Annotated in this window: 18 protein-coding genes; 10 read left to right on the top strand and 8 right to left on the bottom strand. The window is 45.3% G+C overall.

Annotated features, from left to right (window positions below; all coding sequences use genetic code 11):
- The 3 genes from AB6E51_RS17860 to AB6E51_RS17850 all read right to left on the bottom strand — a co-directional run.
- On the bottom strand, nt 1-304 hold a 304-nt coding region (locus AB6E51_RS17860; protein ID WP_139074303.1), incomplete at its 3' end, for a GNAT family N-acetyltransferase.
- Nucleotides 297-1220, bottom strand: a complete 924-nt coding sequence (locus AB6E51_RS17855) for an ornithine cyclodeaminase family protein (protein ID WP_372059057.1) — start codon at nt 1218-1220, stop codon at nt 297-299. The genes AB6E51_RS17860 and AB6E51_RS17855, both read right to left, overlap by 8 nt.
- 2 nt (nt 1221-1222) lie before the next feature.
- Nucleotides 1223-2374, bottom strand: a complete 1152-nt coding sequence (locus AB6E51_RS17850; RefSeq protein ID WP_017066872.1) for an alanine racemase — start codon at nt 2372-2374, stop codon at nt 1223-1225.
- A gap of 112 nt (nt 2375-2486) precedes the next feature.
- Here AB6E51_RS17850 and AB6E51_RS17845 point away from each other — a divergent pair, with 112 nt between their 5' ends.
- Together AB6E51_RS17845 and AB6E51_RS17840 are read left to right on the top strand one after the other, a co-directional pair.
- Nucleotides 2487-3398: a LysR family transcriptional regulator gene (locus tag AB6E51_RS17845; RefSeq protein WP_017066873.1), complete on the top strand. Its 912-nt coding sequence runs from the start codon at nt 2487-2489 to the stop codon at nt 3396-3398.
- A gap of 585 nt (nt 3399-3983) precedes the next feature.
- Nucleotides 3984-4874 (top strand): LysR family transcriptional regulator, encoded by an 891-nt coding sequence (locus AB6E51_RS17840; protein WP_017065035.1) that lies wholly within the window; start codon nt 3984-3986, stop codon nt 4872-4874.
- A 4-nt stretch (nt 4875-4878) separates the two neighbouring features.
- Here AB6E51_RS17840 and AB6E51_RS17835 read toward each other — a convergent pair whose 3' ends face one another.
- From AB6E51_RS17835 to mpaA, 3 genes are all read right to left on the bottom strand, one after another.
- Nucleotides 4879-5289, bottom strand: coding sequence for a hypothetical protein (locus tag AB6E51_RS17835; RefSeq protein WP_017065034.1), 411 nt, complete (start codon nt 5287-5289; stop codon nt 4879-4881).
- A 52-nt stretch (nt 5290-5341) separates the two neighbouring features.
- On the bottom strand, nt 5342-7015 hold the full coding sequence (locus AB6E51_RS17830; protein ID WP_017099396.1) for an amidohydrolase: 1674 nt from the start codon (nt 7013-7015) through the stop codon (nt 5342-5344).
- 212 nt (nt 7016-7227) lie between these two features.
- On the bottom strand, nt 7228-7935 hold the full coding sequence (gene mpaA, locus AB6E51_RS17825) for a murein tripeptide amidase MpaA (protein WP_372059059.1): 708 nt from the start codon (nt 7933-7935) through the stop codon (nt 7228-7230).
- Between the two features lie 144 nt (nt 7936-8079).
- Here mpaA and AB6E51_RS17820 point away from each other — a divergent pair, with 144 nt between their 5' ends.
- From AB6E51_RS17820 to AB6E51_RS17785, 8 genes are all read left to right on the top strand, one after another.
- The gene (locus AB6E51_RS17820) at nt 8080-9705 is read left to right on the top strand and encodes an ABC transporter substrate-binding protein (RefSeq protein ID WP_372059061.1); all 1626 of its coding nucleotides are present in this window, start codon (nt 8080-8082) and stop codon (nt 9703-9705) included.
- Nucleotides 9706-9874: 169 nt separating this feature from the next.
- Nucleotides 9875-10777 (top strand): LysR substrate-binding domain-containing protein, encoded by a 903-nt coding sequence (locus AB6E51_RS17815; protein WP_372059063.1) that lies wholly within the window; start codon nt 9875-9877, stop codon nt 10775-10777.
- An 84-nt stretch (nt 10778-10861) separates the two neighbouring features.
- Complete coding sequence (locus AB6E51_RS17810; protein ID WP_017064953.1) at nt 10862-11746, top strand: carbohydrate ABC transporter permease; 885 nt, start codon at nt 10862-10864, stop codon at nt 11744-11746.
- Between the two features lie 23 nt (nt 11747-11769).
- Nucleotides 11770-12717 carry a carbohydrate ABC transporter permease gene (locus AB6E51_RS17805; RefSeq protein WP_372059064.1) on the top strand — a complete coding sequence of 316 codons (948 nt, stop codon included), beginning with the start codon at nt 11770-11772 and terminating at the stop codon, nt 12715-12717.
- Between the two features lie 6 nt (nt 12718-12723).
- Nucleotides 12724-14004 carry an extracellular solute-binding protein gene (locus AB6E51_RS17800; RefSeq protein WP_372059065.1) on the top strand — a complete coding sequence of 427 codons (1281 nt, stop codon included), beginning with the start codon at nt 12724-12726 and terminating at the stop codon, nt 14002-14004.
- A 104-nt stretch (nt 14005-14108) separates the two neighbouring features.
- Nucleotides 14109-15578 (top strand): CehA/McbA family metallohydrolase, encoded by a 1470-nt coding sequence (locus AB6E51_RS17795; RefSeq protein WP_372059067.1) that lies wholly within the window; start codon nt 14109-14111, stop codon nt 15576-15578.
- On the top strand, nt 15568-16302 hold the full coding sequence (locus AB6E51_RS17790; RefSeq protein ID WP_065605892.1) for an HAD family hydrolase: 735 nt from the start codon (nt 15568-15570) through the stop codon (nt 16300-16302). Before AB6E51_RS17795 ends, AB6E51_RS17790 begins: the two co-directional genes overlap by 11 nt.
- 56 nt (nt 16303-16358) lie before the next feature.
- Nucleotides 16359-17495, top strand: coding sequence for an ABC transporter ATP-binding protein (locus AB6E51_RS17785; RefSeq protein WP_372059069.1), 1137 nt, complete (start codon nt 16359-16361; stop codon nt 17493-17495).
- Nucleotides 17496-17654: 159 nt separating this feature from the next.
- On the opposite strand, the gene AB6E51_RS17780 is transcribed toward AB6E51_RS17785, so the two are convergent.
- Together AB6E51_RS17780 and AB6E51_RS17775 are read right to left on the bottom strand one after the other, a co-directional pair.
- The gene (locus AB6E51_RS17780) at nt 17655-19079 is read right to left on the bottom strand and encodes a fructose-specific PTS transporter subunit EIIC (protein WP_372059071.1); all 1425 of its coding nucleotides are present in this window, start codon (nt 19077-19079) and stop codon (nt 17655-17657) included.
- 13 nt (nt 19080-19092) lie between these two features.
- The gene (locus AB6E51_RS17775; protein ID WP_054541497.1) at nt 19093-19533 is read right to left on the bottom strand and encodes a PTS sugar transporter subunit IIA; all 441 of its coding nucleotides are present in this window, start codon (nt 19531-19533) and stop codon (nt 19093-19095) included.
- Nucleotides 19534-19782 lie beyond the last annotated feature (249 nt).

The following is a 19782-nucleotide window of genomic DNA, read 5'->3' as shown; positions in this document are numbered from 1 at the left end:
TCGCTTGACTCCCCAATCCTTTTCCTTGGAAACGATGGTCAATCATGACGCGCCACACGTACAAATGATCCTTTTGAAAGTGATCATCGAACTTGTCGAGTAGTCTTGGATCGATAAGAGAGATGAGCCCTGCTGGCTTGTCGTCTAAATAAATGCCGTAACTGACGCTATCGTCGTTGAAACTCGCCTCTGCAAGCCATTCTGCGTTATTAGCAATGAGATGTTTTTGGGACTCTTCCACAGAGAGGTCGATAATGTCATCGATGGTGTTACCGTTTATTTTTAAAAAGCTAACGTTATTCATGGTCATCTCCCTTGGATAGGTATTTATCTAAAACTATTTGCGCAATATAAAGATCTTGATAGGCAATTCCTGAGCTATCAAAAATAGTAATGTCGTTTTTGTTCCTTTCTTTTAATTGAAGCTTGTCACCGATCTGATAGATCTCTTTATCTGGCGCATGCTGGAACTCACCAATCGTTTTGGACTGAGATAAATAATCACAATAGAGGGTGGCGTTCTCAAATAGCGATGGTGGAAGTTCCTGTTTTCCTATTTTATCTGCTCCCATTGCAGAAATATGAGTTCCAGGTTTTACCCATGAAGATTCAAACAAAGGAGCGGTGGACGCTGTAACGGTAACAATAATATCTGCGCTTTCACAGGCTTCTTGAGCGGATTTGATGTCTGTTGTTAACCCTTCTTTGCTTAGCTCTTTCGCTAGTTGGTTGGCGTTAGTCTGATTTCTACCAACAATCAGGACTTTAGATAGATTCCTAACTTTTGAAATGGCAAGCGCTTCGTATTTAGCTTGATGACCTGTGCCAAATAACGCGAGTACAGATGAATCTTGTCTCGCCAGTAGATCAACAGCGATGGCATCAGCTGCTGCAGTTCGGTAGGCATTGACCAAACTTGCTGACAAAATGGCTTTCATTTCCCCCGCATCCGGTGAAAGAAGAAAGATATGAGTACCATGGTTCGGTCGCCCAAACTGATTATTGCAAGGCCAATAGCTTCCCATTTTCCAACCAAGTAATTGATTTGTGCATGCTGATTTGAGTGAAAACATTGAGCCTTCGATCGGGCCTGATGCGTTAACGACCGGAAATATTGATGAGTGCTGATCTTGTACTGAAGAAAATGCCGCTTTGACCGCTTTGTATGCCAGCTCGTGAGAAATTAACGCTGCTGTCGTTTTTTCATCTAGATAAATCATGTTTACCACCCTGAAACACGTTGCCATTGCTCAATTTGACCCTCGACCAAGTCAAAGACATAGTATTTACTGTGCATCGCGCTTGTAGAGCATGCATGATTTGGGACGATGTGTACTCTAGAACCAATGGGAAAACATTCGAAGTCGATCTCGCTTCCAGAAGCCGCTTCGAGTATGCCGTGTTCTTGATTTACCTGCACTACTTTCAGTATTTGACTCTCTTGGCCATTCGGTTGGAGAACCACGCCATAACATTGTTCGTCATGACCTTTATCTAAAGAAAGAGCCATCCATCCAGCATCAACAAATATTTGCCCCCTCGATTTGTTGTGTCCAATAACACTACTTACTACTGAGATTGCGATATCGTTTAAAGTACATACTCCAAGCCGATGCATCACTAAGTCAAACAATGAATAGACGCCAGCTCTGACTTCTGTGATTCCACTTGTGTTTGTGTATGAGCATGCCGTCGGGGTAGAACCCACGCTGACTATTTCGCAGTAAATCCCAACCGACTCGAGGCGTTTCGCCGCAAGTTGTGCAGTCGCTACTTCATTACTGGCGGATTGGTTTAACGCTTCTCGAGACTTACAGTGGTAAGACTCACCTGCGTGGAGCATCACCCCTTTAAAATTGCCCAAACCCTTACCTAAGCTCTTAGCCATTGCAATCAGGGCTTCGGAATCTGCACTTACTCCACCTCGGTGTCCGTCGCAATCAATCTCTATCAGGCAGCTAATAACACACCCACGTTCTTGACAGTAGGCGTTAACGAAATCGACTTGTTCCATGCTATCAAGTAAAACCACAATACTCATACCACGTTTCAGTAGCAGTTCGACTCGCAATAGCTTTTCTTTTGATATGCCAACAGCATAGAGAATGTCTTTACAACCATAACTGGCAAGCTGTTCTGCTTCTTCAAGGGTGGATACAGTGATTGGATCCTCTATAGAGTCAATTAAGTACGGAAGCGCATCTAACGATTTTACGGTCTTAAAGTGGGGCCTTAGTGGTGTGCCTAGTTTCGACATATGGCTGCGCATTTGAGCAAGGTTGCTCAAAAATTTTTGTTTATCCAAATAGAGAAATGGTGTGCCGATGGCATTGTATTTTTTTTCTAAATCAGGGTGTTCCGTATGCTTAATCATTTCATTTACCTAAACTTGCAAAGTGAAGTTAACTATTGATGAAATGATTATGAAGTAGGAAGAAGTTGAATTATATTAACAAAAATCTACTTATACATTAGGTTGGAAGTTAATGTTGACGACAGAAGATATTCGATTTCTTGTGGTAGTTTCTAACCATAGAACATTGGCAGATGCGGCTCGTACGCTCAATATAACGCCACCATCAGTCACTCAGCGTATTCAACATATCGAAAAGAAGCTATCGCTTAAGTTACTTCAACGGCCTTCGCGCGTGGTTAGCTTAACAGAAGAAGGGCGCGTTTTAGTTGATACTGGTATTTCGATCCTTGAAGATTTGGACGAGCTCACCGATAAACTCAATGAAAGCAGAGGGGATGTCAGTGGTTGTCTAAGAGTATTGGCGCCCCTTGGCTTTGGCAACGATGTGATAGCCCCTTTATTAGGTGAGTATAAAAAAGCTCATCCTCGCCTAGAGGTGGAGCTAGAGTTATCAGATAAGCCAAACTGGGCCAACCATCATAAATGGGACATTATCATCTACATTGGTCACCTGACGGATTCCAGCCTTAAGATGGTGAGTTTAGCCCCAAACAAGCGCTTTGTTTGCGCTTCGCCCGAGTATTTATCACGTTATGGACAGCCTGAAACTCCGCAAGATCTTAAGAAGCATCAATGTATTGCGTTGAGAGAAAATAATGAAGATGTCACGTTGTGGAGCTTTACTCATACAGTCTCAGGATCCATAGAAAATGTTCGAATTCGTCCTTCACTTGCAAGTAATGAGGGCAGAGTGATTAAAGACTGGGCCTTAAGAGACTTAGGGATTATCATGCGATCTGAATGGGATATTCAATCACAGATTGATAGTGGTAAATTAGTGCGATTATTGCCAAATTATGAGCTTCCAAATGCCGATATTGTTGCCCTCGTGAGTTCTGCTGCGCATGAGAGGTCAGCGCGAGTCACTGGCTTTTTATCTCTATTAAAAGATCAATGCCAAAAAGCGCCGTGGTTAAGTTGATAGTATGTTGTTATCAGAGGTGTGCTAGCGCCGATCATGGCAAACACACCTTTGCCCCAAGACGTGTTTAGTGCGCATGAAACCAACATGAGATTTATTTGTGCAACAAGCTGCTGCACAATTAGTAAATTGCCTGCTTCATCGAATGTCCAACAGGCTGCTGGACAAACTCCAACCCCAATTTTGCAACAGCCTGTTGCAAAATTCACTATGAAGCACTTCTGCCCCAAAACAATTTAGAGTGTTTGCTTAGTTTAAAAATGTTATTGGTGATTTACTTTATCTTTTTTCATATATGTCTTTAATACATTCTTTTTTGGGTTAGAACGGTATGCTTTCTTCGAATAGGGCTTGTTTTTCGGGTGCTACGCGCTGAGCATAGTAATTCAAGATAGGTGGGCGCGGAGAATTTTCTATTAATATTTTTTTATCTTCGAGTAGAATTATTAATTCTACATATGTCTTAATTGATAAAGAACAAGGACTTATTGTGTAATTTGGCTGAGCTGAGATCTCAAGAAATGAGTCACGCATTTAATACATACTGGAATTAATCAAAGCACCATCAACTCTAAGTATTGGTCTATGAACACACTTCATCTAAAAGCACTGTTATTAGCCGTAGAAACTGGATCGATTTCTGCCGCGGCACGTAAGCTGGGTAAAAAGCAATCTCAGGTTAGTCAATGGATTTCTGATCTGGAAATCGATCTGGGGGTTAACTTCTTTGACCGAACAGGAAATAAAACCACTTTGAGTAAAGACGGGGAACGTTTACTTCCCCATCTTACTCATACACTGAGCCACCTTGATAAGTTTGTCCAAGGTGCTGAAATGCTTATGCAAAATGAGCCGACTGTACTGACCATAGGGATTGAAAACTACATCCCTGACATTGTGTTTACGCAACCTCTAGCCTCTGTTTTAGATTTACCCCATTTGAGTGTTGAGGTCTATCGCGATGAAAGAACCCAACTGGAGCAAGACTTAGGCGATGGTCATGTAGATGTCATAATTACCCATGAGTCGGAAACTATTCATCACAAACATTTCGATTATTGCCGTCTAGGGTACTATAGAGAAATTCTAGTCTGTAGTCCTGACCATCCACTGGCTCAGTTATCTCACGTTACCAGTAAGGACTTGAGTGAATACCGCGAGTTAGTATGGGGTGAAGTAAGTAGCGAAGACAACGATGGTTTTAGCCCGTGTTACTGTGTGTTCTCAGATATCGATCCCCTCATAGCTATGCTCAAACACAATAAGGGATTTGCGTTTTTACCAGAGGAGTGTGTTAGCACGCAAATCGAAAACGGCCTACTGGTTGCTCTCAAATGCGACTTCGAACTCTCTGGCATTGACCGAAAAGTTGAGCTGTGTTGGCGCAACGGACTAACCCTTTCTGAAAGTGGGAGTATGGTAATTAAAGCCTTTAAACACTACCATCTTCTGCCCCAGAAACACCAATACAAGTAGCGAATTAGTCAGACGCTGCGATAAGCGCATCCCACCAATCATAGATATACAGGGAGGCGTAAATAGGTAATAGCGCCCATAGCAATGGATCGTCCCATACCGTTGATGTGGTGCCAATAGCCGCTATCGCCAAGATCATAAGCTCAGAAATACCAGTAAAGAGAAGTAGCTTAGTGAAGTGAACCAGAATTCGCTGAATCTGATTAGCAAGCTGAGTTTTCTGGTATGTCGCTTCAAACACGCCAATAATACCAGCAGCCATCATGAGCCCAATAACGGCTAAAATCGCCGACTGATTACCATGTTCCATATCGCGCATGCTATCGAAGGTGCAGCTAAACAGTACCGGGACAAGGATCACCAGCAGTATTAGTTGTTTCAGGCTCACTTCAATATAGAAACGTTTACGTAGCACTCTTACCTCCGTGGAAAAAATAAGGTGCCGGAAACATCCTGCACCTTTTTAGTTACTCTTCTGAGTCGAAAACTATATCACCCTGTAACATTGTCATTAAGATCTTAGTGTCGGCAATCTCACCTACCCGCAAGCGGGTAATATCATGTTCCAAAATGGCAAAGTCTGCTGATTTTCCGACTTCTATCGAACCTGTAATATCACTGATTCCCAAACTTTCTGCGGCGTTGGTTGTGTAAGCATCAATCGCTGAATGAATATCCGGCAATCCCGTTTTACCCATTTTAAGGCTATTGGCGATACCAACTAACGGATTGATATCATGCACATTCCAGTCACTACTCAAAGAGACGTTAGCCCCTGTATCAAAGATGGCTTTCAGGTTCATCATGGCTCTGGTGCGTTTAGCACCAAGAAAAACTTCTGCCCATTTGTGATCATGGTAAGCCACATAATCAGAGCCAACCTGAAAATCTGCCGTTACATTCAGCTTGGCAAAACGCGGGACATCTTTTGAGTTCACCAGCTCCACATGAGTTAGTGTATAAGGTTTATCTGCGCCTTGACTGCGAACATATTCGATAGCATTCAGTGACTCACGAATACCTCCATCACCTATAGCATGAATATGAGCGCTATAACCAATTTGATTTAACTCATCAAGCCAGATTTTCATTTGCTGCGGTGGAATATAGTTGATGCCGTATGGCTCGTCAGGAATATAGGTGTCTAGATACGGAGCCAGTGTTTTTGCAGTTCCGTTAATGAAAATACCATCGCTATACATTTTCACCTGATCCACCAGTAGCAAACGAGATTTGTCGCTGGATTGAATTTTCTTTAAAAATGTAAGCTGGGGTTCCATGGAGTCGGCCGGGTAAATCCACGGGCGAAGCGATACACGAGCCGTTAAGTTTCCTTTTTCTTCAGCTTGTTTCCACACTTCATACCAGCCACGTTTCCAATATAATCGACCGTCACCAATTGTGGTTATACCATGAGCGGCCGCTTCTTCAAGGCCTGCCATTAAGCCTTCGTAACTTTGATCAAATTGGCTCTCTAAGCTGTTCCATGCCATCTCCATAACAATATCGCCCGCATTATCAAGCAAAATGCCATTGAGTTCTCCAGTTTCATCGTCTTTAAGAATCTTGCCGCCTTGCGGTTCTTGGGAGTGTTTGGAGATGCCTGCTTGCTTAAGGGCTGCTGAATTCACCCACATGGAGTGGGAAGTCTGCTCCATAATCACCACTGGTTGATCCGGGAAAATACGGTCAATCACTTCTAAAGGTGTATAACGGTTGTCTTCACTTAGGATTGCATCAAGAGAAAAGCCATAACCCATTAGCCATTCGTTCGACTTAGCTTGCTTACGACACGCTTTTAGATAGGGGATCTGCTCTTCCAGTGAAGCATCCATATTCAGCTCACAATTGCCCCCTGCCTCCGAAGCCGCTTCAAACACATGGTTGTGGTTATCGATAAAACCCGGCATCACAAAAGCTTGTTCAACATTGATAATGTTAGTTGTCGAGGTCCGATAGGCATTGACTTCGGGTGTATTACCAACATACACAATATTACCATCGTAAATCGCGATAGCATCTGCATCGTCGTAACCGTAAATCTTGGCGTTAGTGATAATCACATCCGCTTGTTCAGCAGCAAGAGAAATTGGACTCATGGTTAAGCTCGCTATTAATGCAAGTGAGTAAACTCGGTTCATATATTGATCCTTTAATGTCCCACAATATCTGTGAGTATAGGAAGTAGGTGGTTTGAAGAAAGTCTACAGTAGTCAAAAAATAAATGAAAAATAGTGAGTATTAGAATCTTGGGGTAGTCTGCACAAATCAGATTTCAAGTTACTTATTCTTATATATTGCACTCTTGTTAAAGCAATTAATCTAACAAAGTATTGTCCAAAAATGAGTTGCGCTAATTTCCCTCACACCCCAACACTGCGACAAACGCATCCAAATACTTTTCTATAGTTAAATCCGCAGAAACGGGCGGTAGTTCTACAGTAATGCACGGTAGGTTTCTTTCCTGACACCATGTGCCGAATGAGCCTGGGGTTTCGTAATCGACGTCTTCAACGAGCGGCAGGTTGAATTGCTTACCTAGCCAAGTGGTGAGTTCTGATCGATCGGGGTCATCGACCATGGCGAGTGGTTCGTGAAAAGAGAGGACGAATTTAGGTTGGCGCTGTTCGATGAGGTTTATGAGCGATTGCACTTCAGGTTCAAGTTGTTCGGCTTGCCCGGTTTTCACTTTTACATCTCTGACTGGTGTGTGGGAGCTCCAGCGATACACTGTGCCGTTTTCTGTCCAGTTTTGAGTTGGGAAGGCGCGGTTCAGATCGACTTGGTTGGCGTTGGCGCGAGTGCCTAATTGATTGCCATCTGGGTTCATCGACAGGATCACATCGTGTCTCAAGTTGGCGGCTGGCAAGCTTCTCAGCGCACAAGATAATCCTGCAATAGAAGCGGTTTCATCACCGTGTGTGCCTGCTAAGATCAGCCCGCGAGACTCGCTTTCTATTTGCGCGGGGAAATAGAGCAAGGGTGCGCCCAATACTGACTTTCCATATGTTAGCGGCTTTATTGAAAATGCAGCTCTTTCTGTTCTTGGAATTAAACTCACCTTTATCTCCTGATTGATCAAGTACTATCAAGTATTAACGATTACACAAACTTACTTAAATAAACTAAAGCGTTAAAACTCGTCAACCGTCGCATTGTTAATTTTATTACTTGCTTCAAAGATAGGCTAGGAGAGCAAAAACATATGGATTTTAAGAAACATTCAACGGCTTTACTCATTTCATCTCTATTGACCCCTTTTATCTCAGTAACTGCCGTTGCTGACACATTGCCTGCGGGAACTTCTCTGGCGAAAGAACAACATTTAGTTCGTGCTAACGATGCAGAAGCGGCGACGCTTGACCCTGCGAAAGCAGAAGGCCTGCCAGAAATGCACATTCTACGTGACCTATTTGAAGGTTTAGTGATTCAAGATCGCGATGGCAATATCACCCCAGGTGTTGCACAGTCTTGGGAAACCGAAGACAACCAGACGTTTGTATTCCACCTACGTAAAGACGCGCAGTGGTCGAATGGCGATCCGGTGACGGCCGATGATTTGGTGTATGCGATAAGACGCGCGGTAGACCCTAAAACGGCATCGCCAAATGTGTGGTACCTAAAGCTTACTCAAATCAACAATATCGCTGACGTAGCCGAAGGCAAAAAGCCAGTTGAAGAGTTAGGTATCTCTGCAGTCGATAAACACACGGTGAAGTTCGAACTCGATAGTAAAGTGCCTTACTTTGTGGCGATGACGGGCCACACATCCATGATGCCAGTGCACAAAGCAGCCCTAGAGAGTAGCGACAAGCCGTGGAGCGATCCTAAGCAATTTGTTGGTAATGGAGCATTTGTGCTAGACGAGTGGGTGGTGAACGAGCGCATTGAGCTGAAGAAGAACCCGAAATATTGGGACAGTTCAGATACGCATTTAACCGAAGTGACTTACATTCCGTTTGAGAACCAGAATGCCTCGATTAACCGTTATGCGGTGGGCGAGGTCGATATTACTTCGGACGTGCCGACACACATGGCGCAGCAGCTTAAAACCAAATACCAAGATGCGTTTACCACAGTGCCTCTGCTGTGTACTTATTACTACGCATTCAATACTACGAGACCACCTTTTGATGATGCGCGGGTACGTAAAGCCGTCTCTTATTCCATGATGCGTGACGTTATCACCAATGGTGTTACTCAGGTCGGCAACTTACCGGCTTATACCTTTGCTCATGAGTACACGGCTGGTTTTGATGCGACACAACCTGAATACAGTACTTGGACTCAGAAGGAGCGTGATCAAAAAGCAAAAGAGCTACTGAAAGAAGCGGGCTACGATGCGTCTAATCCGTTGGACTTCAAACTGCTTTACAACACCAGTGAATCGAACAAGTCCATAGCAGTGGCGATTGCATCAATGCTGAAAGGCAACTTAGGTGCACAAGTTGAGCTTGAAAACCAAGAGTGGAAGTCTTACTTGGTGTCACGTCGCCAAGGTGATTTCGATGTAATGCGCGCCTCTTGGTGTGGTGACTATAACGAAGCATCAACCTTCTTGAGCCTATTGCGCTCTGGTTCTTCGGGTAACTTTGCTCGTTACAATAACGACAAGTACGACGCAGCAATGGACAGCGCCTTAGCTGCAACCAGTGAACAAGATCGCCAAGGTTTCTATGATCAAGCAGAACAGTTGTTGGCAGAAGATATGCCGATCGCACCAATTTACTACTACATGCAGGCTCGCCTAGTGCGACCAAGTGTCGGTGGTTTTGCGAAAAACAATGTGGAAGGGCGTATCTACTCTAAGGATCTCTACATCAAAGAGTAATTGCGTTTGATTCACACGGCGATATACCGCTAAAACATGAAATAGAGAAAAGGGACGTTGATCATAAATATCTGATCAACGTCCCTTCGTCATTAATCTGTAACGGTAAGCGCAAAAAACTGAAACCTGACTGAAGTATTTTTCACTTTTATTTCAATCAGGTGAAGCCATGTTACCCCCTCTACGCGCTCTTGTTGCGTTCGAAGCTGTTGCTCGTCTTGGTTCCATTGGTGCAGCTGCCCGAGAGCTTTGTGTCACGCAAGCGGCGGTTAGCCAACAGCTCAAAAGTTTAGAAACCTTCCTCGATACCACCTTGTTTGAACGCAGCTCTAAAGGCGTAAAGCTAACGTCAGCTGCTCAGCATTATCAACCGATTGTTGCGGGTTCATTAGCACACCTGAAATTACAGACTCAAATCCTCTTCGGGGAAAAAGAAACCGACGTGTTGAGCCTGCGCGTTAATCACACTTTTTGCCATAACTGGCTGTTACCTCGCCTGCCATCTTTTTATCAAAAATACCCTTTTATCAGGCTCGATATTCAGCTGGTGGACTGGCCATCAACCAATCCTTGTCAGAATGTCGATATCGAGCTGACCAACGGCAAGGTAGAAAGCGAAGACACTCATAGTGAGCGACTGTTTCAAGAACATTGGCAGTTGGTGTGTAGCCCAGACTTTAAAAACCAATATCAAGATGCCTTGGCTAAGCATGATTTTTCTGCTCTGCCGACAGTGCAAGTAAAAGGCTACCGAGAGAACTGGCTGCAATGGTTGAGTCACAACCAATTCGAGATGACCTTACCGAAGGTGCTACTTGAAGTGAGTAACTCTCTGCATGCATTAGAGGCGGTCAAACATGGCATTGGCGTGTTGTTGGTGCGTTCGCTAGCGGTGTCTGAGCTGTTAGAGAAAAACGATCTGGTTCTGGCGACTGAATCCTCAATGCCTGCCGAATCTGCCCACTATTTGATTAGCAAACACAGACGCAGTGCCAAGGTGAATTTCTTTTGTGATTGGCTTTATCACCAGATGGAAGACGGTGAACTGGAAGAAAGGTTTTCTAATGAGTAGCCATAAAAAAAATGAAGGGCGCTCTTACTAACCTGTCACACAAACCCCTTAATTTAACCGCATACAAATAAGGACGAGGTCACCATGAGTGCTTTCTCAGAACCAATGAAAAACCGCTTAAAGGTACTGCTATTTACTGCACCGTTGTTGGTGCCACTGTTTACTTTTTGGCTCGTACCATTTGGTTATTCGATTTACATCAGCTTCACCGATTGGGATTACATCTCGCCAGATTATTCGTTCATCGGCTTAGAAAATTACGAGTACATGGTTGAGGATTACGAGTTCATCCAAGCGATGCTCAATACGTTTTGGTTCTCAGTTGGTGTGGTGATTCCCACCATTATTCTTGGCCTTGTGTTTGCCATGCTGCTGCATAAAAACTTTAAGGGTAGCCAGTTTTATCGTGCGGTGATCTTCTCGCCTTGGATTACACCAACGGTCGCGGTGTCGATTGTGTGGTCTTGGGTATTTGAGACCAAGTCGGGCTTGGCAAACCACTTATTGGAGTCGGCAGGGTTTAGCGCGATTCCATGGTTAGAGAATGGAAACACAGCCTTGATTGCGGTGATTATCGTGACAGTTTGGCAGGCGATTGGTTGGACGATGCTGTTTTACATCAGTGCACTCAACAAGATTCCAGAGTCGCTGTATGAAGCCTCTTTGATTGATGGTTGCAGCAGCTTAACGCGCTTTTTGAAGATAACGCTGCCACTGATTTCACCAACCACATTCTTCTTGGTAGTGGTCAACATTATCACGGCAATGCAAGCGTTCGATCAGTTCCAGATCTTAACGCAGGGCGGACCGGGTGGTGAAACTCGTACCTTGCTGTACTTGTTCTACCAACAAGCATTTGAACGTTACGAAATGGGGCCCGCAGCTGCGACATCGTTAGTGATATTCCTGATTACTGGATTATTGGCACTTATTAATACCTACATCGGCAAGCGCTGGGTGTACTACTAGTCGATTTTTGAAAGGACAGAATTATGACCACGCAAGTATTGGATGCCAATCAAGTATTAAATCAGAGCGCAGCGAAAGCCAAAGTTAGAGCTCAAGTCAAAGCGACGAAGTCAGAAGTTGCGTCAAAGAAAGTCTCAGCGGATCACCGTTCGTTCCTCACACTGGCGAAGCACCTTTTCTTGGCAACCTGCGGAACCATTATGGTGTTTCCGTTCTTATGGATGCTGTCTGGTTCGCTGAAAAGTAACGATGAGATCTTTGCTAACCCGCTGGACTTGATTCCAGAGCAGTTTCGCTGGGAAACCTTTGTTGAAACCTTTCACAGCGCGCCGTTTGGCTTATATATCTTCAACAGCTTTAGCGTGGCTTTGTTCACCACCTTGTTGGTGATTGTGAATTCAGCGATGTTTGCGTACGCATTAACGCAGCTGAAGTTTCGTTCAAAGACAGTGCTCTATTTCATCGTGATGGGTTGTTACATGCTGCCAGGTGCGGTGACTTACATTCCGTCTTACATCACCTTGGCAAAACTGGGTTTGTTGGATTCACACATGGGCTTAGTGGCGTCAAACGCGGCGTCGGTGTTCGGTGTGTTCTATCTGCGCCAAGTATTTATCAAGGTGCATCCGTCGCTGATTGAAGCGGCACGAATTGATGGTGCAGGTGAGCTCAAAATCTTATGGGCAATCATCTTACCGCAATGCCGAGCAGCAGTCGCAACACTGTTCCTCATCACTTTTATTACCAATTACAACAGCTACATGTGGCCAAGTCTGGTGATTACGACTCAGGATTTAAATCTGATCGCTACTGGTATTCGTCACTACTTTATTGCCGAAGGTAACTATGGGTTGAACTGGTCGCAAATCATGGCGGCGAGCACCATTGCAGTATTGCCTTTGTTAATTCTATTCGTCATTTGTCAAAAGACGATTCTTTCAGGTATCGCCGATAACGGCGTAAAAGAGTAAACGGAAATGAAACTAAAAACTCTCGCACTAGTGTGTGCTGGCGCAGCAAGCGCGTCTATGTTCTCTAGCAGTGTTCTTGCGGCAACCGAAGTTAACTTTTGGTATTCCGGTGGTACTAAGCCACAGCAAATGATGACTAAGCTCATCGAAGAGTTCAACGCGAGCCAAGATGAGTATGTGGTGAAGCCTGCATTGCAAGGTAACTACACGGAAACCTACCAGAAGCTGCAAGCCGGTTTAGCGTCGAAAACGGCACCTGAACTTGTGCTGTTAGATTCAGGTCGTGCGGAAGCGATGCACGGGCGTGGTCTGAGTCGTGACCTAACGCCGTTCATGGATGAAGAGTTCAACTTCTCTGATTTCATTGGCGCGTTTAAAGACCAAGTGACAGCAGACGATGGCACCATCATCGGCCTACCTGCTTACGGCACAACTCAAGTGTTCTACTACAACAAGCAGGTATTGGCAGATAACGGCTTTACCGAGCAAGACCTAAACACATGGCAAGGCGTGGCTAAGGTCGCTGAGAAAGTCACACAGCGTGACGAGAAAGGTAACGTGACTTTCTACGGCTGGGAGCCGATGTGGGGTCAAGACAATATGATCGATGCGGCGTTCTCTAATGGCGCGCAGATCATCAGTGATGACGGTAAGAAAGTGCTGATTGACTCTCCAGAGTGGGTTGAGGTATGGGACAGCTTCCGTAAATGGATCCACGATGATCAAATCATGCGTATTCACTACGGTGGTCAAGGCTGGGAATACTGGTACAAAACCATTGATGACGTGATGAAAGACAACGCACTAGGCTACACCGGCTCATCGGGTGACCAAGGTGATTTGGACTTCACTAAGCTTTCAGCAACCACGCAACCAGGTTGGGGCTCAAACCCTTCTGCACCACAAGCGGGTGCGCTGGTTTACGTAATGCCAAAAGGTACAGACGAAGCAGCAGCGAAAGGTGCATTTGAGTTTGTTGAGTTCTATACCAACGCCAAGAACACGGCGGCATGGTCGATGTTTACAGGCTATATCCCAGTGCGTAACAGCGTTTCTGAAGTACCAGAGTACCAAGCGTTCACTAAAGATAACCCACAAGCTCTGATCCCGCTGAAGCAAGCAAACACGGCGACCAAAGATTTCCTCGACCCTACCAACGGTAAGATCATGGATGCGCTGAAGGTGGCAGCGGATCAGATTCAAATCCAAAACGTGCCTGCTGATAAAGCGCTAAAACAAGCGGCTAAGAAAGCGCAACGTGCACTAGACCGAGCGAATCGTTCTTAATCGGTAAAGTGGTTAGAACTATCTTTGCATGCATAAAGGCCCATCTATTCGGGTGGGCCTCTTTTTGACCCAGTCCTTCAATTAGGACGAACTTGGTGAAGACAATGACCCAATTTCAAGGTGAGCTGCCGTTTGGCAGAGTACGTATCCCCTTTGATGTGCCAGCAGGTTCTCACAGCGTAACGATTACCGGCACAACGGTGAAAAAAGGATTCTTGTACGCAGCGGCGTATGATGCCAACCAAGCATTTCGTGGCAAAGTGCTATTTGAAAAGGCGCACAAGTCACTCTCTATCCAACCGGAAAACTCAGGCCTAGGCGCGATTGATGGCGCGATTCCATCGGGCCAGTGGTTCTTAGAACTTTATAACCTTGAGGGTGAGTTTCGTACCGAGCGTGCGATGCAGTATCAAGTCGATGTACTTTGCTCTGAAGAGTTAGTTAATAGCTATGCTGAGTTAGAACTGACCCCAACGGTGACAAGTGATCACGATATCGAGTTTGATTACAGCCATATGCTGAGTTCTGATTCTCGTTGGTATCGCGGTGACTTACACGCTCATACTCAGCTTTCTGATGGTCACAATACTTTGGCAGCGGCTAAAGGGATTGTGGAATCACAAGGGCTCAATTTCTTTTTCTTCACTGAGCACAATATCTGCCAACCTAAGCTTCCGGTATCCAATCAGTGTTTGTTCTTGCCCGCGTTAGAAGTCACGACCGATCTCGGGCATTTTAATGTGCATGGTCCGGTTAAGTCTTTGGACCTTAGAGAGGTTGAACACAGCAGCCAAGCGACCATGGAAGCGGGATTGGGTTTAGCGAAAAGTGGACACAGCTCCCTTGGCATTAATCATCCGATGATGAAGCCGTGGCATTGGCATTATGATCAGGTGGATCTCAGCCAAGTGTCTACGTTTGAAGTGTGTTGTGACCCTACTTGGTCAACCTCGCCAAAAGCGACCGAAGAGGCGTTATTGGTTCTCAATGAAATGTGGAATTGTGGTCAGCGCATTACGGCGATTGGCGGCAGCGATTCACACCTTGAGCCCCATGAACGCAATCCAAAATCGGATGAGCCTTCTATCTATGGCGACCCATCAACATTCGTTTACAGCCATGGCTTGAGTGGTGAAGGCATCTTGTCTGGACTGCGTAATGGGCAAGTTTACCTAGAGCGCCGCTGTGGCTTGAAGTTTGATATCAACTTAGGTGATTTGCTACCGGGTAATGACTCTCAAGGACAAGCGCTTACATACCGAATTGCCGTCTCTGACGCAGAAAACCCTTACTACGCTGAAAGTGTGGTGGATGGTGAGGTTGTTGAACGAATCGCTTTGAGTGATGAGCTGCAAAGTATTCATATTGATGAAGGCTACCGTTGGTGCCGAGTCGATATTCGTCGTGGAGAACTCTCTTCGATATTAATGAACAGCACTCAATCTGCATGTGACGAACGTGAGTTTGAAGGCTGTATCAATGCCGTATTCGACGGCAAACAACCAGAATTTAATCAACCCCTAGTGCGTACTTGGGGAGAACTAATGGAGCGAATGAGCCGTGATGAAGTTTAAGGCGATGTTATTTGATAAAGACGGCACATTGTTAGAGTTCCACAAGATGTGGCTTAACGTTTCTCGTGGTGCTTGTGAGCGTGTGAAATCTTACAGTGACCAGCATCAGGGTAATCAAACTGTCACACCTGCTGAGTTACTCTTGGCCATCGGAGTGGAAGGTGATGTGGTTGATAACTATGGACTATTAGCCTCAAACCCAGTGGAAGATACCGCAACAGCGTGGTTCAACATGCTGCAACCTAATGTCTCGCTCGCTGAGTTCACTAAGGTGACCAAGGCCGCTTTCAATGACGAAGTGGAAGAGAACCCAAGCTGGATTGAAGCACTACCAGGTGTGGCTGAAAAGCTTGGCCTGTTTAAGCAGCAAGGCATGATTTTAGGCATCGCGACCGCAGACACCAAAGACTCAACCATCTATACACTAGAGCAATCGGGTTTGAGCGAGATGTTTGATTATGTCGGTTACTCAGATGGTGATATCGAACCTAAACCAGCGCCAGCACTGCTCAATGCCTTCTGTGAGCAATGTGGCATTGAGCCACATGAAGTGATCATGTTTGGTGACACGGTTTCGGATATGGAATTTGGCCGCAATGCAGGCGCAAGCAATGTCGGCGTGCTAACTGGTACAGCACAACACAGCGAGTTAGAGCCAGTGGCGGATCTGGTTATCGCATCAGTCGCCCATTTTGAGCTCAACCAACTGCAAGAACGTGGCTAAAACGTCCACGACAGATTGCAAAGATAGTATTTAACGAATTGATTTAAGGACAGGTTATGGCTGAAGTCACACTGAGAGGGGTAGAGAAAACCTACCCAAATGGTTTTAAGGCCGTGCACGGTGTCGATCTGAATATTCGCGAAGGTGAGTTTATGGTGTTTGTTGGGCCGTCTGGCTGCGCAAAATCCACCACACTTCGTATGATCGCAGGCCTTGAAGATATCTCAGAAGGCGATGTCTACATTGGCGATAAGCGTGTAAACGAATTGCCACCTAAAGATCGCGGCATCTCTATGGTGTTTCAGAACTACGCGCTTTATCCGCACATGTCGGTGTACGACAACATGGCTTTTGGCCTGAAGCAACAGAAGCTGCCAAAGCATGAAATCAATGAGCGAATTGAAGATGCAGCCAAGACTCTGGATATTGAACATCTGCTAAATAATAAGCCGGGTGAAATGTCGGGTGGTCAAAGGCAGCGTGTGGCGCTTGGCCGTGCGATGGTGCGTAAGCCAGATGTGTTTTTGTTTGACGAGCCCTTGTCTAACTTGGATGCAAAGTTGCGTGTTTCGACTCGTGTCAGCATTGCACAGCTGCACAATAACCTTAAGCAAGAAGGGCAGAACGCCACCATGATCTACGTGACACACGATCAGGTGGAAGCCATGACTCTTGGTGACCGTATTTGTGTGTTGAATCAAGGTGAGATTATGCAAGTCGATACGCCAATGAACCTTTATCAGTACCCAGCAAACAAGTTTGTCGCAGGCTTTATTGGTTCGCCAGCGATGAATCTTCTCAAGGTGAGATTGGATGAGATTGATGGCGTGATGAACGTGGTCTCTGAAAGTGGGACTCGTTGGACGCTGCCACAAGACAAGCAGATTATCGCTCGTGAAAAGATGGGTGAGTGGGTATGGTTTGGTGTTCGTCCAGAGCACATTCAACTGGCTAATCACGATGCGCCGCTGGCGGAAGTGAATACTCAAACGCACAGGCTTGATGTGGTTGAGTCGATGGGTAATGAGCTGTATCTCTATTTTAAACTCGGTGCAGATAAGCTGGTGGCTCGCGTGCCTTTTGATGCGGATCGCACGGCAAACAGTGGTGAAGAAACGGTGCTGTATTTCAACACCAGCCAATGTCACCTGTTCGATTTAGAAACCGAAGAGACGCTCGATCCTAAGAGCTGATTCTGTTGATCCTACGAGTTGTTTTGTAAAAAGAAATCCCCATTCGTTGACTAGACGAATGGGGATTTTAGTTACTAGGGGTAGTTACTTTATCAATAGTGAACATTCACTAATTTATTGATTATTTAGATAACCTTTGGTTTTAAATAATCTTAGGTTTTAGATAGCCACCATAGTCGCGGCTTTCTTCATTGCTTCCTTGGTTGAACACTCAATCACGTTCGCGTTAGCAAAGCGGTGAGCGTCTTTCACTTGAATATCGTGTGCCAAGATAACCAGTCTTGCGTTCGCTACATCTAGGTCGCTGATGCGGTTCTGAATGCCGTTTTGACCTTGTGTTTCTACCTTAATCTTAAGGCCTGCTGCTAAGCCTGCTTTCTCTAGTGCTTTCGCTGCCATGAAGGTGTGTGCAACACCAGAAGGGCAACATGTAACTGCTACGATGTCGTACTCGCCTTCGCCTGCTACAGGCGCTGCTTGAGCTTGTACTGGTGCTTCAACCATGTCTTCTTCTGTTTCTACCGCGACAGGTTTCCAGAAGCCTACGATAACGGCTGTGGTTAGTGAGCCAAGCGCAATACCGACGACGTACATTGGAATGTTGCTTGATACTGGCGCAGTGATTAGGCCGCCCCACGGTGCGTGCAGTAGAACGTCTGTCATGAAGCCGAATACACAACCAACGATACCACCGGCTACGATTGAAGGAAGTACGCGCATTGGGTCGTTCGCTGCGAATGGGATAGCACCCTCAGAGATGCCGATAGAGCCCATGATTGCTGCTGCTTTACCTGCTTCTTGCTCTTGTTTAGAGAACTTGTTTTTGAATAGGAAAGTCGCCAGAGCCATACCTAGAGGTGGGGTACAAATCGCGATGCCTACGCCGCCCATTAGCCAAGGTTGTGTGTCTACTTGAGTTTGAGCAAATAGGGTCGCTACTTTGTTGATAGGGCCGCCCATATCAAACGCCGTCATACCGCCAAGGATTGTGCCTAGAACCATCTTAGACGCGCCAGCCATTGAAGCTAGGAACTCGTTCATTGAAGACATGAACAGTTTGATTGGCTCACCGATACCCCACAAGACGATACCTGCAGAGATTAACGTGCCTAGAAGCGGGTAGATGAAGTACGCACCTAGCGCCGTCATGTTCGCAGAAAGTGGGATCTTCTTAAGTTGGAACACCACGCCACCGGCGATAAAGCCTGCCACGATACAGCCAAGGAAGCCGCCGCCCATGTCGGCCATGATGCCAGAAGAGATCATCGCAGGTGCAAGTGCTGGTTTGTCTGCAATTGAGTAACCAATAAAGCCGCCAAGAATGATTGGGAAAAGAACAAGGCCTTTGATACCGATATTAGAGATGTCTGCCAGCAAGCCGTCTGCTGGTACAGCACCTTTGCCTGATGCCATTACCGCTAACGCCAACAGAACACCACCGGCTACGATGAAAGGTAGCATGTGTGAGGTTCCGAAAAGCAGGTGGCCTTTCATGGTACTAAGGATTTTTTTAAAGTCGCTACTACTGTTTTTGTTATTAGAACTACTATTGGTATTCGTAGCTTGAGTTGTTAGGGTGCTCATAATTTTCTACGCCTTATGAATTAATTAAAATATTAAGGATCTGTTGTTCGTCTTTTGCGTTATGGATATCTTGAATAAATTCATCGCTGAATTTTCCAAATAGTTCTTGTAGTACATAAATATGATGATCTGCACCGTTATCGGGTGAGGCAATCATAAAAAACACGGTTGGGTTAATGCCGTCTTCATCGCCATACTCAATGCCTTCACGCTTAACACCGACTGCAATCGCTGGCTCAGTTACAGCCTTGCTTTTTGAGTGTGGGTAAGCGATGCCGTCCATTGAAGTGATGCTTTGAGATTCACGAATTTCGATGTCCGCCAAGAAGGCTTCTTTATTACTGATTCGGTTGTTCTCAAATAACATGCCTGCCAATTCTTCAAACAGTTCTTTTTTATTATTCGCTTGAAGGTTGTTATTAATTAAGTTGACGTTAGTTAGTTGTGTGATCATTTATTAACTCATTCACTATTGAAGTTCTTGAATTAAAATTAATGGATTAACCTGATTCGCGAAATAGCAAATAAAAGCCCTTCACTGTACATTTGTATCCAGCAAAATTAAGTGTGATTGGCATCATTAATGCGGTGTGATTTGGGTCATGTTTGATGGTGTTTTGGGTTAGGTTTTTGACCGCTAATAGCCTTCGTCAAAAACAAAAATGCCCCGCATGAGCAGGGCATTAAGACTTTGTACTGATTT

The sequence above is a fragment of the Vibrio sp. 10N.247.311.47 genome, from assembly GCF_041467535.1.
Classification (GTDB): Bacteria; Pseudomonadota; Gammaproteobacteria; order Enterobacterales; family Vibrionaceae; genus Vibrio; species Vibrio crassostreae_C.
Note: the sequence above shows the minus strand (reverse complement) of the source record. Positions and strands in the feature narration are given on the sequence as shown.

What these genes read in the sequence shown, in the direction of transcription:
- AB6E51_RS17855 (WP_372059057.1), bottom strand. Translation starts at nt 1,220, where the DNA reads ATGATTTATCTAGATGAAAAAACGACAGCAGCGTTAATTTCTCACGAG.
- AB6E51_RS17850 (WP_017066872.1), bottom strand. Translation starts at nt 2,374, where the DNA reads ATGATTAAGCATACGGAACACCCTGATTTAGAAAAAAAATACAATGCC.
- AB6E51_RS17845 (WP_017066873.1), top strand. Translation starts at nt 2,487, where the DNA reads ATGTTGACGACAGAAGATATTCGATTTCTTGTGGTAGTTTCTAACCAT.
- AB6E51_RS17840 (WP_017065035.1), top strand. Translation starts at nt 3,984, where the DNA reads ATGAACACACTTCATCTAAAAGCACTGTTATTAGCCGTAGAAACTGGA.
- AB6E51_RS17830 (WP_017099396.1), bottom strand. Translation starts at nt 7,015, where the DNA reads ATGAACCGAGTTTACTCACTTGCATTAATAGCGAGCTTAACCATGAGT.
- AB6E51_RS17820 (WP_372059061.1), top strand. Translation starts at nt 8,080, where the DNA reads ATGGATTTTAAGAAACATTCAACGGCTTTACTCATTTCATCTCTATTG.
- AB6E51_RS17815 (WP_372059063.1), top strand. Translation starts at nt 9,875, where the DNA reads ATGTTACCCCCTCTACGCGCTCTTGTTGCGTTCGAAGCTGTTGCTCGT.
- AB6E51_RS17810 (WP_017064953.1), top strand. Translation starts at nt 10,862, where the DNA reads ATGAGTGCTTTCTCAGAACCAATGAAAAACCGCTTAAAGGTACTGCTA.
- AB6E51_RS17805 (WP_372059064.1), top strand. Translation starts at nt 11,770, where the DNA reads ATGACCACGCAAGTATTGGATGCCAATCAAGTATTAAATCAGAGCGCA.
- AB6E51_RS17800 (WP_372059065.1), top strand. Translation starts at nt 12,724, where the DNA reads ATGAAACTAAAAACTCTCGCACTAGTGTGTGCTGGCGCAGCAAGCGCG.
- AB6E51_RS17795 (WP_372059067.1), top strand. Translation starts at nt 14,109, where the DNA reads ATGACCCAATTTCAAGGTGAGCTGCCGTTTGGCAGAGTACGTATCCCC.
- AB6E51_RS17790 (WP_065605892.1), top strand. Translation starts at nt 15,568, where the DNA reads ATGAAGTTTAAGGCGATGTTATTTGATAAAGACGGCACATTGTTAGAG.
- AB6E51_RS17785 (WP_372059069.1), top strand. Translation starts at nt 16,359, where the DNA reads ATGGCTGAAGTCACACTGAGAGGGGTAGAGAAAACCTACCCAAATGGT.
- AB6E51_RS17780 (WP_372059071.1), bottom strand. Translation starts at nt 19,079, where the DNA reads ATGAGCACCCTAACAACTCAAGCTACGAATACCAATAGTAGTTCTAAT.
- AB6E51_RS17775 (WP_054541497.1), bottom strand. Translation starts at nt 19,533, where the DNA reads ATGATCACACAACTAACTAACGTCAACTTAATTAATAACAACCTTCAA.